The sequence below is a fragment of the Phormidium yuhuli AB48 genome (assembly GCF_023983615.1).
GTDB lineage: Bacteria > Cyanobacteriota > Cyanobacteriia > Cyanobacteriales > Geitlerinemataceae > Sodalinema > Sodalinema yuhuli.
The window spans coordinates 4,020,374-4,035,141 of sequence record NZ_CP098611.1 but is presented as its reverse complement, the minus strand read 5'-3'; the positions used below and the strand labels follow the sequence as shown (position 1 = coordinate 4,035,141).

Genomic DNA, 14,768 nt, shown 5'->3' with positions numbered 1-14,768 from the left:
TCTCTGTAGCCCCGGGGTCTTTGTGCCGAAAAATCTAGAAGTTACTGTTTAGACTGAGTCTTCCAACTCGGTCTCGGTCAGCAGTCAGTTTTGTTGATGAAGTTCTGTCTATTGGGTCTGAACTTCATTAATCATCATCTGATCTGTCTATCCCCTCTCTATCCATCCTACTGAAAGACTGATGCGATCATCAGTCTCAGGATCCTGCGTCATTTTTTGCCAATCTAATTCAACATTACCCTGGAGGTTAAGTTCTACATGACCCCAAATGTCTTGAAAGATATTCTGGAGGAGCCGTCCTTCGGCTCTGCCAAACAAACCGTCAATAACCTACCCGTCGCCGAACTAGCGAATTGCCTATCAGGAATCGATTACCGTAAACGAGTTCTCGCCTTCCGTCTTCTCGAAAAAGAACGGGCCATTGATGTCTTCGAACATCTCCATCCTGACCAACAGGCAGACCTAGTTCGAGATATGGAGAACCCCGAAGCCATCCAGCTTTTAGCCGCCATGGACCCCGATGACCGAGTCCAACTGATTGAGGAACTGCCCGCCAAAATCACCAAGCGACTGATTGCTGGGTTGGATGCTGAGGCTCGCCAATCTGTAAACACCCTCCTTAACTATCCCGAACGCAGTGCCGGGCGGATTATGAGTCCGCGCTACATTGCTGTGCGGTCCCACGCCACAGCGGGAGAAGCCTTAGACATCGTGCGGTCCTCTCCCCTGCGGGATGATGAATCGGGCATGGTCTTTATCATCGATGCCCAACGCTTCTATCGCGGTGCCGTCCGTCTCGTGAGTCTAGTCCGGGCCGATCCTAACAGTCTCATGGAATCCCTCTTACCAGAGATGAACCCAGCGGTGCGGGCCACTGACGGAGAACTCAAAGCCGCACAACTGCTCAAAGATGAGGATGTCCCCGCTGTGGCGGTTGTGGATAGTGAAGGACGGATGGTTGGGGCCATTACCTTCGATGATGTCATTGACTTGATTGAAGAAGAAGCCCAGGAAGCCGCTCTCTCTCAAGCGGGGGTTGGTGACTTGATTGGCCGGGATAAAGTCTGGAGTCAACGACTGGTTAAGGGGCCCGCCTGGTATGCCATTCGTTTACGGATTTTATTCCTGGTGGTGACCCTGATTGGTGGTTTCCTTGTCGGGGGTGTCATCGAACGGTTTGAGGATGTCTTGGAATCCGTCGTGGTTGCGGCAGTGTTTATCCCCCTAGTCATGGATATGGGGGGAAATGTGGGAACCCAATCCACCACAGTCTTTGCCCGAGGCTTGGCTTGGAACCAAATCGATACTAAGAACTTTTTGCCTTATTTACTCCGAGAAGTTCGTATCGGAACCATGATGGGAATCATTCTTGGGGTGGCCGCCGGGTTTATCGCCTATCTCTGGCAAGGGATGCCCAATCAAGAACCGATGATTGGCGTTGTGGTGGGGATTTCCCTGTTTTGTGTCGTTACCTTAGGGGCCATCTTGGGGTCTCTACTACCTTGGGTGATGCTGAAACTTGGGTTTGACCATGCACCGGGGGCTGACCCCTTTATCACAACCATTAAAGACTTTGTGGGCCTGTGGATTTACTTCTCGTTGGTGGCCTGGCTGATTGGGGTAGCAGCGTAGTCGGATAACCCTGCCACTTCCTCAAACCCCCTGAGGGATGGGCCCTGGCCCGTCTCCTCCTCTCTCATCCATCTGTTTTATGCTGTTTATTTTTGGTGATGATGATGTCTAACTTTAACTCTAATCTCAACAGCTTTCTGTATCCGAAAACCTCTGGCAAAGCTCAACCCACCATTGGTGATCAAGTGTTTAACGCCAAACTGCAACGGTACGCACAACAGGTGATGTATCTATCGAACCTCGAAAGTGGCGGTAAAATCTCCCTGGAGGATTGCTACAACACCATGAAAGTGATGTGGCAAGATTTGGAGCAGAGCCGTGACTATTATCGACAAGGCTAGGAGGGACAACTTGAACGATAGAATCGGGGGCGATCGCCATACAAGCTGCGATCGCCCCCTTTGACATTCAACCCGTCAGTTAGCCCAAATCTAGTCAGAATAATGGGTATCGATATTCACCTGAATCTGCTCCCGTTGTTCTGGAGTGAGAATCGGTGCCACCTGTAACCCGGTCATTTTCAGGATATTGTCCAGTTGAGCCTCTTGTTGAGAGGTCAAATCCATCAAATCCACAGATTCTTGAAAGGGCCGTCCCTCCTCAATTAAGGCCTGATGGAATTTCTGCTGTTGTTCAGGGGTCAACACCCGATTAATCCGAGCGTGAGTTTGCTCAAAAATCGGTCGGAGAACCGTTAGCTGTTGCTGCGTCATATTTACCCCAGCAAAAATGGGAAGCCGTTGCGCCTGGGCAAACAGGGTTTGTGCATCCGGGGGCTGGGCTTGTTTCAGAGAAACCGGTTGCCGAGGCTGGGCGATCGCCCCCCCGGCAAATCCCAGGAATCCAGCGGCCATCACCCCAACACAGAGGGGTTGCATAAGAGATTTCATGACATCACTACCTGTAAGGAGGAACTGAACCCATAGACGCAAGGAATCGGGAGAGGTTTCGGGGGAGAAGGGAACAGGGAACAGGGAACAGAAGGCAAGAGGCAAGAGGCAAGAGGCAAGAGGGGAACCACGGAGTCACAGAGAACACGGAGGAGGAAGAGGAGGAGGAAGTAGCCTAACCCTCCCTTGGGCTCAACCCCCCTACTGCCTTCTGACCTTACACTCGGGATGTTACTGGGGTTCCTTGGGGGACGACTCGGGGATTTTGCAGGGCCTCATAGAGACGATTCAGGGCATTGACATAGGCATGGGCCGAGGCCACAATCACATCGGTATTGGCGGCATGACCTGAGAAAATTCGTCCCTCATAGCGTAAACGCACTGTTACCTCGCCGAGAGCGTCAATGCCCGCTGTCACTGAGTGAACCGTGTATTCAATCAGTTCATTGGGGATATCCACAATCCGGTTGATGGCCTTGTACACCGCATCCACGGGCCCGGTTCCTAAGGCCACATCCACTAATTCCTCGCCATTGGGACCTCTTAGACTCACCGTTGCCGTCGGACGAGCGCGATCGCCACAGGAAACTTGCACCAAGTCTAACTTATAGAGTTCGGGGGGCTGTTGGATTTGGTCGTTGACAATCGACTCTAAATCCCAATCGGTGATTTCTTTCTTCTGGTCGGCGAAGGTCTTAAACTTCAGGAAGGCTTTATTTAACTCCGTCTCCGAGAGTTCAAACCCTAACTCCTTCAACCGAGTTTTGAAGGCATTGCGTCCTGAATGTTTGCCCAAGACAATCTGATTGTCCGTCAAACCAATGGACTGGGCATCCATAATCTCATAGGTCATGCGGTTCTTGAGAACCCCATCCTGGTGAATCCCCGATTCATGGGCGAAGGCGTTGGCCCCAACAATGGCTTTATTGGGCTGGACAAACATCCCCGTCAAGTTCGACACTAAGCGGGAGGTTTTGTAAATCTCGCGGGTGTTGATTCCGGTTAAGGGTGCGTCTGACTCCACCGGGCGGCCCAGGAAGGGATTGTAATACTGACGGCGGACATGAAGGGCCATCACCAACTCTTCTAAAGCGGCATTTCCGGCCCGTTCGCCAATGCCATTGATGGTGCATTCCAACTGACGGGCCCCATGTTTCACCGCCTCTAGGAAGTTGGCGACGGCTAAGCCTAAGTCATTGTGACCGTGAACGGAAATCACCGCCTGGTCGATGTTCCGGACGTTCTCAACAATGCCGCGAATCAGGGCCCCAAACTCGCCGGGGGTGGTGTAGCCGACGGTGTCGGGGATATTGACGGTGGTGGCCCCGGCGTCAATTACGGCTTCTAAGACCTGATACATAAACTCTGGGTCACTGCGGGCCGCATCTTCTGGGGAGAACTCCACATCGTCGGTGAAGGTTTTGGCGTAGGCCACCATCTCTGGGGCGATGGCCAAGACCTCCTCGCGACTCTTGCGCAACTTATGCTTAAGATGGATGTCGGAGGTGGCGATAAAGGTGTGAATGCGTTTGTGGGCGGCGGGGGCCAGGGCGTCTCCGGCGGATTTGATATCTCCTTTGGTGGCCCGGGCTAAGCCGCAGATGGTGGGGCCGTCGGGGGTTCCGACCTGTTCGGCGATGCCTTGAACCGCCTCAAAGTCACCGGGGCTGGCGAAGGGGAAACCGGCTTCAATCACATCAACCCCGAGACGGGCCAGTTGACGGGCGATGGTTAACTTCTCCTCTTTGTTGAGGGTGGCCCCGGGGGACTGTTCCCCATCTCGCAGGGTGGTGTCGAAGATGATAATGCGATCGGGCTGATTCGTCATAGGATACCTCGCTGGTGTCTATAGGGGTCAAACCGGGCCAGCCCCGGAAACTGGGAAACCTGAAGGGAATGCTCCCGAGTGGAGGGACTGTTAATGGTGTCGTTAATAGTCTAATTTCTCGATTTTTTCGCGAATCTCATTGAGGTCGATGTAGCGATCGGTGGCGTTGCGCAATTCACGAGCGATCATCCCTTCAGTTGAGACAACGGTGATGTGGGTGTTCTTGGAGCGTAGCAGTTCGATCGCCCGCTCAAAGTCTCCATCCCCACTAAATAACACAACGCGGTTGTACTGATCCACGGTGTTAAACATATCTATAACAATTTCAATGTCCAGGTTGGCTTTCTGGGAGTAGCGCCCTGAGTTATCGTCGTAGTATTCTTTAAGGATCTTGGTACGCACGGTGTACCCTAGGCTAATGAGGGCATCTCGGAAGCCTCGTTGGTCTTGGGGATCTTTTAAGCCGGTGTACCAGAAGGCGTTGACTAAGTTGGTACTGGTGTACTGACTGCGGAAATAGTCTAGGACTCGTCGGGGGTCGAAGAACCAGCCATTTTTTTGCTGGGCGTAGAACATATTATTCCCATCCACGAAAATGGATAGGCGATCAGTGTCATAAATCATTAAGGCTATACCTGAGCTTGGTTTAGATGTAAAAGGTTAGAAATCAATCGGGCCTAAACGTTAGATAGAAGTTCAGCCTAGGGATTCGCTTGAGTGTGAGCTATGCTGAGAGGGTCTCCCTTGGGATACCCCCTCGGACTCATCCCCCACGCACGCTTGACCCGTTAGCTGAGGGATCGGATATGGCACCCTAGGGCGCGTCACTTAATCCCAGGGGGCGATCGCATGAAGTCTCCCCTAGCTTAACATTTCGTTAAACTTTATACCGCTTAAACCATATTGGTTTCAATAGCCCAGCGAGCCAATTCGGTGCGGTTATGAAGTCCTGTTTTCCCGAGCATATTGGACACATGACTTTCGATCGTCCGTTGACTGACCTTCATTTCTAACGCAATTTCTCGGTTGGCCATGCCTCGGGCCACCCACTGAACCACTTTCAGTTCCGTGGGTGTCAGTTCAACTCCGGAACGAACCTTAAGGGGGGGGGCGTTATCCTGGCCCGAGAACTTCCGGGCCATCAGGCGAGCGGCCTGTTGTAGAGAAGACTCCACCTGAGCCACTAATTCATCGGGCTCAAAGGGTTTAACCATATACACATCTGCACCGGTATTTAGCCCTTTGACTCGGTCTTGGCTTTGTCCTTTGGCTGAGAGAAAAATCACTGGAACCCAACTGGTTTTAGGATTTTCACGAACTTTTTGAACAAAACCATAGCCATCCATTTCTGGCATCATAACATCACAAATAATCAATTCAGGAATCGTTTCCTCTAGAATCTCCAGGGCTTCCCGTCCGTTTTCCGCCGCTGTTACCTCGTAGCCACGAAACTCTAGGAAATCTTTGACGAGGAGGATTAGATTAGGATCATCATCAATAAGAAGTAATCGTTTTGGGGTCGTATTTTTCATAAGAGACTGTCTATATCAGAAAACTTGCTTGCCGCTCTGGCAGGAGGGTTGCTACAACAGCAATGGTTATTTTAACCCATTCCTTGACACACAAGTGATGGCAATCGTAACTCTAGTCTGACCCATCTCAACCGGGGAGAGAGTCTGGGATCGGGGATGGGGAAGGTTGCCAGATGACATAGTCTTCCACAATGCGATCGCCGAGCAAATGCTCCTGAATAATGCGCTCAAGCACCTCGGGGGTCGCCTGGCGATACCAAACCCCATCAGGATACACCAAGAGAATCGGACCTTGAGTGCAGACTCGCAGACAATTCGCTTTGGTCCGAAACACACAGACGGGGTGTTCATCGCTGGTGCGATCGAGTTTTAATTCCTTGAGTCGCCGTTTCAGATAATCCCAAGCGGTCACCCCGGCCTCTTTGGGGCAACATTTGGGCTTGGTTTGGTCAGCACAGAGGAACAAATGCCGTCCAATGCGAGGAATATCCAAACTCTCCACACATTGATGAATCGGGCTGCCCTCCTCACAAATTGCCGCGCCAGGAATCCCCTCGGAGGGGGTTAGGGACAGGTCAGTATCACGCATAGGGCTGGAAACACAGACAAGAAACAGATGAGCTGATGAGGCTCAAATTTTAGTGTAACGGATTGGACTCCCCCCGAGGTGACGTCATCTATTGGACTGACCAATCTTGGATGCGCCACTCTCCATCCTGGCGAACCAGACGATAGAGGACGGTCAAAGGGTTAGCATCCGTCGAACCGACCGCTTGACCGTTTTCATAGAGAGTTCCCTCCTCCTCAACAATTGCCTCAACGGAGGCCTGATCAGAGTTTTGGGGGTTAATATCAATGGCTTCGATCGTAACCTCATGGCGACTAAATTGCCAATACCAGCCATTGCTACGAGCATTCTCAGCCCGCTCTTGCCATTCCCGTAAGGCCACTCCTGTTAACACGGTTGGTAGGCGATCAAGGGTATGATTTTGCCCCACGGCCTCAGATTTCACGGCTAGCCAGCGTTCAATGGTTTGTTGGGCCACGGCATTGTCCAAGGGACCGTCGGGGGCTGGGGCCGGTTCCGGTTCTGGAGGCTCAAATAAAGGGTCCGTTAGACCCACATCAGCCCCATGGCGTGCTAATTCGGGTCCTGAGAGTCCCAATAGAGAGGCCAAGCCCCCTAAAAGGCTCGTCAGGAGCATCCACAGCACCACTAAGGTCAATAGCCCCCCCCCAATGAGTAACAGAAGGCGATCGAGTTTGACCCGATTACGGCGGCCGGGGCGGGGGGAGGCCCCATCACGACGACGACGCCGTCGCGGTCCTGGGGCGGTGGGGGTTGGGGATGATGAGTCCCCGGACGTAAAGGGATTGGCCCCGGGAAACCGGGGAGTTGTGATAGAGGTCCGTCCGACAGACCCCCCAGATAGGGGGGAGGACAACTCCCAGGAGGGACCACTACGACCGAGGGGCGATCGCCCAGAACTGTCCCAACCCGGGGCACTACTGCGGTAACCGGAGGCATTAGCTCCCGCCAACACCGGTTGAGCATCTGTGGGTGGAGGTAAAGCCGTTTGAGTCGCTGCGACCACCCATTGCGCGGAATCTTCACTTTCCGGGGGCAGATTTTCCAGATGGGTTTGCACCCGAGGATCGGCAAAATAGTCCTTGAGAGAAGCCGTTAGATTGTTCAAATCCCGAAAATGAGGGAACACCTCATCCTGAAGCCAACGTTCTCCGTAGAGACACAAGCCCGGAAGTAAGTCTGGGGAGCCTTGGGACTGTTCCTGAATAAAGCGAATCGGCTCCTCTTCCTGAGACAGTTCTAAGGCCTGAGTGGCCTGTTCCGTTTGCCCCAGCAGCAGGGCGCAGACCGCTTGTTCGAGATGGACATCTTGACGGCGGCCCAGTTGGACTAATAGCAGTTTCGCCCGATAGATGAGTCCCGGCTGTCGTTGGGCAAAGCCACGGCCAATGAGGGCATAGACGGCCAGGTAAGTGGCCACCGCTGACGGGCGACGAGCTTCGAGTTCAAAGAGGGATTGCTGTTCGGCGGCGGTGGTGTACTGACGCAGTTGTTGGATGAACCGCAGGAAGTCATTGACATCTAAACCGGAGCCGTCATCCTGGCTACCATCGAGTCCCCCCCGTTCCTGAAGCATCTCCCGCAACAGTTGTAGTCCTCGTTGTCGTAGGCTTTCTTCCTCTAGGGGGAGGGCCAGGAGTTCTAGAATTCGATAGGGACGAAGTTTTTGCAGGTCGTTTTGCATTTCACCGCGCACTTGAGGGAACAGTCCTTCTCGTAGCAACAAGGCTTGGCCCGCTTCGAGGGATGAGGCGGCATTTTCATATTGCCGTTGTTGCCATTGTTCTCGCCCCATTTCCAGGTAGGCGACGGCCACGGTAAGGACAATATCGGAGCGAAAGACCGGATCACTGAGGGCCGGAGTCTCTGGGAGTCGCCCGGATAAGTGGGGGCGGCCGAGTTTGAGGACTAGGTCATATTCTCCCAGTTCTACGAGAATGGCCAGGGCCCCCACCAGTTGCTGGGGTTCAATTTCTAGGCTGGGACTTTGCGTTGGGCGAGGGGGAGCCACGGGAGTCATGCCATTGCGATCGCCCTGGGGGGAACCACTCAACTCCTCCGAGGCGGGGGATTGACTCTCGACCTCCTCGATAACGGAGCTGTCGTCGTAGGTTTTGCTGAGAAATAGGCTGTCGTAGCGAGCGCGACTCTCGGCATCGGCTAGGACGGTATAGGCTTCGTCAATGAGTTGTTTGCGCCCTTCAACGGCCGCCTCGGAATATTCCCGACGCGGCAATTGTCGCGAGCGATCGCGATAGGATTGCTGGATCTGCTCGGCCGTTGCCTGAATGGGCAAACCGAGAATGCGGTAGTAGTCGAGTGGAATTAGCACGATGCTCCACGTCCCCCAGGGTCACATCTTTTAAGGATTTCATCGGGCAATGAGGGCGGCCTCACCCACAGATTAACCTATCCTATCTGAAGATTTGAACCTTGCTGCATTTTGAGTGACTTTTTGGGTTTGTCCCATTGTGATCTAAAATGTTTTCCTCGACAGGCATTAACTTTTGTTAAGTCGTTGGTTACGATACGGCGATCGCCCAGATTACTCTATGTTTACGCAACACAGAACCCTGTCCCAACCGATCTCAGAAGCCGTCCCCTCGGTTCAAGGGTCCCGAGTTACGATGCCCCTCACCTCTTGGGCGTTTGAGACGGTTACCCTTGATTCCCAGGGGCGAGAACTGACGCGACAGCAACAACACGCTCAGTTCTATCGGGAACCGTTGAGCGATCGCGCCCCCTTGGATATGGTCATGATTCCCGGGGGAGAGTTTTGGATGGGAAGTGCCCCTGGGGAGGCTACCAGTCCTCGGCGAGAATCTCCACAACATTGGGTGCAGGTGGCGCCGTTTTCCTTGAGTAAATACCCCATCACTCAAATTCAATGGACGGCGGTGGTCAAATTGCCCCAGGTTCGCCGTCCTCTCCCCTCGAAACCCGCCAGTTTCCGGGGAGATGCCCGCCCTGTGGAGATGGTGTCTTGGCTGGAGGCTGTGGAGTTCTGCGATCGCCTCTCCTGGAAGACGGGCCGACGCTACCGACTCCCCAGTGAGGCAGAATGGGAATATGCCTGTCGCGCTGGGAGCCAAACCCCCTTCTATTGTGGTGAGACCCTGACGACGAATCTGGCGAACTACGATGGCCGCCATACCTATGGCCAGGGACGAACGGGACGCTTCCGCCAAAAAACCACGGTGGTGGGCAGTTTTCTCCCCAATGCCTTCGGCTTATATGACCTTCATGGCAATGTCTGGGAATGGTGCGCCGACCCCTGGCATCCCACCTATGAGAATGCCCCCCAGGATGGACGGATTTGGCTTGATGACGGCGATGAAACTAGCCGACCCCTACGGGGAGGTTCCTGGATGTATTTCCCCCGGTATTGCCGCGCCGCTAGCCGCATTCACTATCCCCCCCAGTTCAAGAGTTACAACGTGGGCTTTCGCGTGGCTTGTGATGGTTAGTTGGCTTCTATATCACAGTTAAGCAAAAAAGTCAACTACTGCTTGGGCGATCGCCTCGTTGCCATGTTTGGGGAGTTTGGTGGCTTGTTTGGGAGGGTTGGGAGACTCTCGCAGAAACTGCCAATCTCCCGCAAAGAAGTCAGCATGGGGGACAATTTGATGCTGGCCCCACTCCTGAATCCCATCGAGGAGAATTTGGGCTTCGGCAAAGCCATCCCGAGTCACCGATACCAGGGGCACATCCAGGCGTAGGGCTTCGGCGAAGGTACTGTAACCGGGTTTGGAGATGACGCGATCGCACAGGGGCATCACATCCACCGGGCGATAGGCCGTATCGAGGATTTTGCGTAAATTGGGCAAGTCGGGGGCGTTGCGATCGAAGCTGAGAAACTGCCAATCGGGGAAGTCTTGTAGACGGTGATAGGGCAGGGCCTGTAAGCCTAAGCCGCCGAAGGTGAGGAGGAGGGTTTTCTCCCGTGGGGCGGTTAGGGAAAAGGTTTCTCGTAACTGGGCTTCACTGTATTTCGGGGTTCCGCCGGTTAAGCCCACATCGCTGATGTTGGTAAACGCGGACATGGGTTCATGGAGGGGGAGACGAAATAGGCGATCGCAGGCCGCAAAACAGTCCCCAATCCAATCGGCCATCTCGACAAATTCCCCACCCCAGGGGCGATAAATAAAATCCCAGCCAAAGTTACTCATCATCCAGCCCGGAACCCCGGCATAGTGAGCAATTTTAGCCGCAAGGGGGGGAATATCGGCTAAGACTAATCCAGCCCGATTCAGCTTAATAAAATTCACTTCCCCGGCGATGATGTCATGTTGTCGTTTCTGGATATCCTGTAGTTTCTCTAGGGTGGTGGCTTTGTCCATGTTGAGGCTATCGGCTTGAATCACCCCCACATCCAAGGCCCGAGGGCGATAGAGATAGTCACCGGGGATATAGGAGTCGAGAAGCCAGCGGGGGGCGGTTGTCACCAGGGCGATGAGAATCTCGGGGTTGAGGCGTTGGATGGTGGCGGCGACGGAGGCGGCCCGAACCGCATGGCCAAAGCCATGATTGGTGACGGCGAAGTAGAGAACAGGGCGGGACATGGTTTAAGGGACGATGGACTGTTGGATATGGCAGGCTGAGGGTTGGCTGGGGGCAGGTTAGAGGGTTTGTTGGACTTGTTTGAGGAGGGTTACCAGTTGAGTTTGCACGGAGGTATGAGTGTATTCATCCTCGGGATGGGGGGATTGTCCTGGTTTTTGGAAATAGGGGCGATCGCCATAAATTTGGCCCCATTTAAAGTCAACTTGGCGGACAAATTCATAGAGGATTTCCGAGTTTGTGGTGATGGAGGTGAGAATCTGCTCTAGGGCGATGAGAGGCTGGTCAAGATGTTCACTGACGCGACTATCTTGTTTGACCCAATCTTGTAAAACTGCTTTTAAAGCACCTGAAGAATCCCGCAGATGTTTATCAATAAAGCCATTGATTTCTGTTACTGCTCGCAGCAAAATGGGGACGGGTGACTCCCCTTTAAAAAAGTTATTTCCTTCCGCTGCAATGGCATCGGCGAGGGTTAATTTACGACCGAGTAAAATATCTTGGCGCAGCTTGTCGTCGGGGGGATGGGCGTCGGGGTTGGGAGTGGGTTCAGGTTGAGGATTCATGACAGTTCGGAGGGATGAAGGCAAATGGCCGAGACCATCTACCGCCAGTTTAACAGCCCGAATTGGGGCGATCGCAGTCAGTTTGGTTCAGTTGGGGGTGCTTTCCTTTGGAATAGCGGTGTAGGATGAGGGAGGCGATCGCCTCCTGCCCTGCATTTGCTTGACTAGAACTATGTCTCATCCCCAGTTTGCCGAACTTCTGGAACTTCAGCCCCCCCTGGGCGATCGCCTACGGCGGTTTATGCTAGAACGCTTTGGTGCAACGCTGAGGTTGCGCAGCAGCATTCCCCCTGAACGGCTGATGGTACAAATGTGGACCAATATCCCCAGTAAGTACAACAGCGAGGGAGACTGGTATGCTATTGATTTGCCCTATCATTTCAGCCAAGATGGGGTTCACCACTTCGAGGGGGCGTTTTTCCCCACCAGTCAGGGGGAATATGCCTATACCTATCGTATCGGCGATACTCAGCAACCGGACCTTTGGCAATGGCTGGGCTATCCGCACAATGACGGCTTTCTCAGCGTTCAGGAACCCTCGGAGTTAATGCCTTGGGCTCAAGGTCCCAGTTGTATTCGTATTATTAGTAATCTCTATATTGGTAATTATATTGCAGCATCTCAAGCCGATAAATTGGGAGTAGATGCGGTTTTAAACATGGCAGAGGAATTAGCGTTGTCGTATCCACTTCAAGCTAATATTACCTATCAGAAACTCGGTACACCAGACGGAGCAGAGAATACAATTTCAGATGACCTCTTAGTTCAAGCGGTCAATTGGCTTGATGAGCAACGAGCGGCGGGAAAACATAAAATTATGGTCAATTGTCGTGCGGGAATTGGCCGTAGTGGTTCCGTGATGGTAGCCTATTGCTTTGCGAAACATCCCACTTGGACCTATGTGGAAACTGTAGAATATGTCTGGAGTCGTAAGCCTAATATTTATCCCCATCGTCATTTGCAGCAGAGTTTAGAACGGCTATTTCCGCGCCAATAAAGGCTGGGTGAACCATGAATGAACGATGATGGATGAGTGGATTTTGACCTATCGGGGTGAAGTGGCGGCATTGCTATCGGCGCTGTTGTGGGCGATAGCGGCGGTTCTCTATCAACAGGTGGGCGATCGCATCCCGCCGTTGCAACTCACGTTACTCAAAGGGGTTATTGCCATTGCCCTGATTCTACTGACGTTGGTGTTGCGAGGAACGGGCTGGCCTGAGATTCCGGGGCGATCGCTCCTGCTATTAGCCGCCAGTGGTGGCGTGGGGATTAGTATCGGTGATACAGCCTTCTTCTACGCCCTCAACCACCTCGGTTCCCGGCGCACCCTCTTATTACAAACCCTCTCCCCCGCCATGACGGCCTTAATTGCGGCCCTAGTTCTCGGAGAACTCCTGGCCCCCCGTTCCGGAATGGGGATGATGCTAATTCTCTTAGGGGTAGCCTCAGTGATTCAGGAGCGTGTAAACCCCAGCGTCGTCACCCCCAAGGCTCAATTTCCCTGGCGCGGCCTGGCTTGGGCGCTTCTCGCGGTGGCGGCCCAAGCGGGAGGGGCGGTTCTCTCCCGGGCCGCGTTAGCTGAAACCGATGTCAGTCCTCTGTTGGCGGCTTTGATTCGCCTAGTGGCGGGACTTGTCTTTTTGCCCCTCTGGATGGCGGCGATGCCCCGTTCGATAACCGTCACTTGGACGCCAATTGCTTCGGGGCGTACCTGGGCCATGATTGGAGTAGCGGCATTTCTGGGAACCTATTTAGCCATTTGGCTGCAACAAACCTCCCTCAAGTTTGCCCTAGCGGGGGTATCACAAACCTTGAGTGCCATGAGTCCAATTTTTGTGCTACCGTTGGCCGCCTGGACGGGCGATCGGCTTACCCTGAGAGCTATTTTGGGGGCGGTGATTGCGGTGTCGGGAGTGGCATTGTTGTTTTCTTAAGTGTAGTCTCTCGCTGCCTTAGAGAACTTGACCTCTAACGGCCCATGATTCCTCCACTGAGACGACGCAACGCCCGATTGGCTACCTTGGAATAGCGCAATTCCCCGCAAAGGATTTTCAACATAATTTGCGTGGCGATGGGTTGCTTGATGGCCACCTTATAGGCTATCCCTGGCAAGCGATACAACGCCGCTGCCAAACGGGCCGCCCAGGCCATATCCGCACCCCAGACATCCTGAACGGTTTGACTATAGCCCTCCAGGGCGTTGATATCCCCAGATAGGGCGTGATCAATCGCCTCCGCTGCGGTCATGCCACTATACAGACAGGGACGAATCCCCTCGGCTGTGAGGGGATCGACAAACCCCGCGGCCTCACCAATCAAGAGGGCATTTTGACTATGCAAAGGTCGATCGCCATCCCAAAGGGCCATCAAACTCTCTTGCACTTGCCGATTGCCTTGGGGTAATCCCACGCGATCCGCATACTCCTGCAAGAGTTGGGGTAGTTTCTTATTCTCCCCTCCCAGAAAGGTACTGGTACTCACCGAAAAGCCATCGGCTTTAGGAAACTGCCAGATAAAGCCATTCTTCACCTGGCCAAAGGCAAAATTAATCGGTGCCGACTCCGCCTCAGCACTCGGAACCTCTAACGTTGCTGCTAAGCGAGTTTTGGGGGTTTTTAACTTTAACCAGGGGGCCACCGGCCCCCTGGCCCCATCGGCCCCAATCAGATAGCGGCCAAACCGGGGTTCGCCGTTGGTTGGGATTTGCCAGCGATCGCCCTCCCAGGCAATCGCCCTCACCTCCACTCCCATCTCTACCGTCGCCCCCTGGCCGGCCGCCTCATCCAACAGCAGTTGATCAAAGGCATCCCGACGTACCATCCACATCGGTTCTGCCGTCTCCAATTCCACCAGTACGGGGTCTTCGTACTTCCAGGTATACCGCACTGTCTTCACCTTGCGGGAAATCACTGGGGCAAAGTCGAACTCAAACCAGGGGGCGATCGCCGGAGAGACTCCCCCCGCACAAAAGGACTGGCGGGGTTGAGATTGCTTATCCAAAACGAGAACCGATCGCCCCCGTTTTGCCAAATGATAGGCCGCCGCACCTCCTGCTGGGCCGGCACCAATAATCACACAGTCGAACACTTCACTCATGAGTTCACACTTACCTCAGGACAACAAGCAGGTTCAGCGGTGGACTCACTGAACCCCGGACAGATACACCCCCTA

General features: G+C 53.7%; 15 protein-coding genes. 5 read left to right on the top strand and 10 right to left on the bottom strand.

The annotated features are described in order from the left end of the window. The first annotated feature begins 258 nt into the window (after positions 1-258). Together mgtE and NEA10_RS17320 are read left to right on the top strand one after the other, a co-directional pair. Positions 259-1,632, top strand: coding sequence for a magnesium transporter (mgtE, locus tag NEA10_RS17325; protein ID WP_252662599.1), 1,374 nt, complete (start codon positions 259-261; stop codon positions 1,630-1,632). 98 nt (positions 1,633-1,730) lie between these two features. Further along, positions 1,731-1,973 carry a DUF7219 family protein gene (locus tag NEA10_RS17320; protein ID WP_252662598.1) on the top strand — a complete coding sequence of 81 codons (243 nt, stop codon included), beginning with the start codon at positions 1,731-1,733 and terminating at the stop codon, positions 1,971-1,973. A 90-nt stretch (positions 1,974-2,063) separates the two neighbouring features. Here the strand turns inward: NEA10_RS17320 and NEA10_RS17315 are convergent, their stop codons facing one another. The 6 genes from NEA10_RS17315 to NEA10_RS17290 all read right to left on the bottom strand — a co-directional run bounded on the left by NEA10_RS17315 (position 2,064) and on the right by NEA10_RS17290 (position 8,803). Next, positions 2,064-2,522, bottom strand: coding sequence for a hypothetical protein (locus NEA10_RS17315; protein ID WP_252662597.1), 459 nt, complete (start codon positions 2,520-2,522; stop codon positions 2,064-2,066). A gap of 217 nt (positions 2,523-2,739) precedes the next feature. Continuing rightward, complete coding sequence (locus NEA10_RS17310; protein WP_252662596.1) at positions 2,740-4,350, bottom strand: 2-isopropylmalate synthase; 1,611 nt, start codon at positions 4,348-4,350, stop codon at positions 2,740-2,742. A gap of 102 nt (positions 4,351-4,452) precedes the next feature. Beyond that, positions 4,453-4,974: a low amplitude/bright protein LabA gene (gene labA, locus NEA10_RS17305; RefSeq protein WP_252662595.1), complete on the bottom strand. Its 522-nt coding sequence runs from the start codon at positions 4,972-4,974 to the stop codon at positions 4,453-4,455. Positions 4,975-5,243: 269 nt separating this feature from the next. Next, positions 5,244-5,882: a response regulator transcription factor gene (locus tag NEA10_RS17300; RefSeq protein ID WP_252662594.1), complete on the bottom strand. Its 639-nt coding sequence runs from the start codon at positions 5,880-5,882 to the stop codon at positions 5,244-5,246. Positions 5,883-6,009: 127 nt separating this feature from the next. Then, entirely contained in the window at positions 6,010-6,471 is a 462-nt protein-coding gene (locus NEA10_RS17295) for a (2Fe-2S) ferredoxin domain-containing protein (protein WP_252662593.1), read from the bottom strand. A gap of 88 nt (positions 6,472-6,559) precedes the next feature. Then, entirely contained in the window at positions 6,560-8,803 is a 2,244-nt protein-coding gene (locus NEA10_RS17290; protein ID WP_252662592.1) for an IMS domain-containing protein, read from the bottom strand. A 295-nt stretch (positions 8,804-9,098) separates the two neighbouring features. Between NEA10_RS17290 and NEA10_RS17285 the strand changes: the two genes are divergently transcribed. Beyond that, positions 9,099-9,938 (top strand): formylglycine-generating enzyme family protein, encoded by an 840-nt coding sequence (locus tag NEA10_RS17285; protein WP_252662591.1) that lies wholly within the window; start codon positions 9,099-9,101, stop codon positions 9,936-9,938. Between the two features lie 18 nt (positions 9,939-9,956). On the opposite strand, the gene NEA10_RS17280 is transcribed toward NEA10_RS17285, so the two are convergent. Genes NEA10_RS17280 through NEA10_RS20915 form a run of 3 tightly spaced genes read right to left on the bottom strand, consistent with a single transcriptional unit; the run spans position 9,957 to position 11,778 of the window. Next, positions 9,957-11,033, bottom strand: a complete 1,077-nt coding sequence (locus NEA10_RS17280) for a glycosyl transferase (protein ID WP_252662590.1) — start codon at positions 11,031-11,033, stop codon at positions 9,957-9,959. Positions 11,034-11,090: 57 nt separating this feature from the next. Continuing rightward, a complete protein-coding gene (locus NEA10_RS17275; RefSeq protein WP_252662589.1) occupies positions 11,091-11,597 on the bottom strand; it encodes a hypothetical protein in 507 nt (168 codons plus the stop codon). Between the two features lie 49 nt (positions 11,598-11,646). Continuing rightward, a complete protein-coding gene (locus tag NEA10_RS20915) occupies positions 11,647-11,778 on the bottom strand; it encodes a hypothetical protein (RefSeq protein ID WP_258719044.1) in 132 nt (43 codons plus the stop codon). Between NEA10_RS20915 and NEA10_RS17270 the strand changes: the two genes are divergently transcribed. Then, on the top strand, positions 11,770-12,594 hold the full coding sequence (locus tag NEA10_RS17270; protein ID WP_252662588.1) for a dual specificity protein phosphatase family protein: 825 nt from the start codon (positions 11,770-11,772) through the stop codon (positions 12,592-12,594). The genes NEA10_RS20915 and NEA10_RS17270 overlap by 9 nt on opposite strands. Before the next feature lie 25 nt (positions 12,595-12,619). After that, positions 12,620-13,531 (top strand): DMT family transporter, encoded by a 912-nt coding sequence (locus tag NEA10_RS17265; RefSeq protein WP_252662587.1) that lies wholly within the window; start codon positions 12,620-12,622, stop codon positions 13,529-13,531. A 34-nt stretch (positions 13,532-13,565) separates the two neighbouring features. On the opposite strand, the gene NEA10_RS17260 is transcribed toward NEA10_RS17265, so the two are convergent. Then, the gene (locus tag NEA10_RS17260; protein WP_309494359.1) at positions 13,566-14,693 is read right to left on the bottom strand and encodes an NAD(P)/FAD-dependent oxidoreductase; all 1,128 of its coding nucleotides are present in this window, start codon (positions 14,691-14,693) and stop codon (positions 13,566-13,568) included. Between the last annotated feature and the right edge of the window lie 75 nt (positions 14,694-14,768).

Coding starts and splice junctions, on each gene's coding strand:
- mgtE (WP_252662599.1), top strand. CDS start 259: ATGACCCCAAATGTCTTGAAAGATATTCTGGAGGAGCCGTCCTTCGGC.
- NEA10_RS17320 (WP_252662598.1), top strand. CDS start 1,731: ATGATGATGTCTAACTTTAACTCTAATCTCAACAGCTTTCTGTATCCG.
- NEA10_RS17315 (WP_252662597.1), bottom strand. CDS start 2,522: ATGAAATCTCTTATGCAACCCCTCTGTGTTGGGGTGATGGCCGCTGGA.
- NEA10_RS17310 (WP_252662596.1), bottom strand. CDS start 4,350: ATGACGAATCAGCCCGATCGCATTATCATCTTCGACACCACCCTGCGA.
- labA (WP_252662595.1), bottom strand. CDS start 4,974: ATGATTTATGACACTGATCGCCTATCCATTTTCGTGGATGGGAATAAT.
- NEA10_RS17300 (WP_252662594.1), bottom strand. CDS start 5,882: ATGAAAAATACGACCCCAAAACGATTACTTCTTATTGATGATGATCCT.
- NEA10_RS17295 (WP_252662593.1), bottom strand. CDS start 6,471: ATGCGTGATACTGACCTGTCCCTAACCCCCTCCGAGGGGATTCCTGGC.
- NEA10_RS17285 (WP_252662591.1), top strand. CDS start 9,099: ATGCCCCTCACCTCTTGGGCGTTTGAGACGGTTACCCTTGATTCCCAG.
- NEA10_RS17280 (WP_252662590.1), bottom strand. CDS start 11,033: ATGTCCCGCCCTGTTCTCTACTTCGCCGTCACCAATCATGGCTTTGGC.
- NEA10_RS17275 (WP_252662589.1), bottom strand. CDS start 11,597: ATGAATCCTCAACCTGAACCCACTCCCAACCCCGACGCCCATCCCCCC.
- NEA10_RS17270 (WP_252662588.1), top strand. CDS start 11,770: ATGTCTCATCCCCAGTTTGCCGAACTTCTGGAACTTCAGCCCCCCCTG.
- NEA10_RS20915 (WP_258719044.1), bottom strand. CDS start 11,778: ATGAGACATAGTTCTAGTCAAGCAAATGCAGGGCAGGAGGCGATCGCC.
- NEA10_RS17265 (WP_252662587.1), top strand. CDS start 12,620: ATGATGGATGAGTGGATTTTGACCTATCGGGGTGAAGTGGCGGCATTG.
- NEA10_RS17260 (WP_309494359.1), bottom strand. CDS start 14,693: ATGAGTGAAGTGTTCGACTGTGTGATTATTGGTGCCGGCCCAGCAGGA.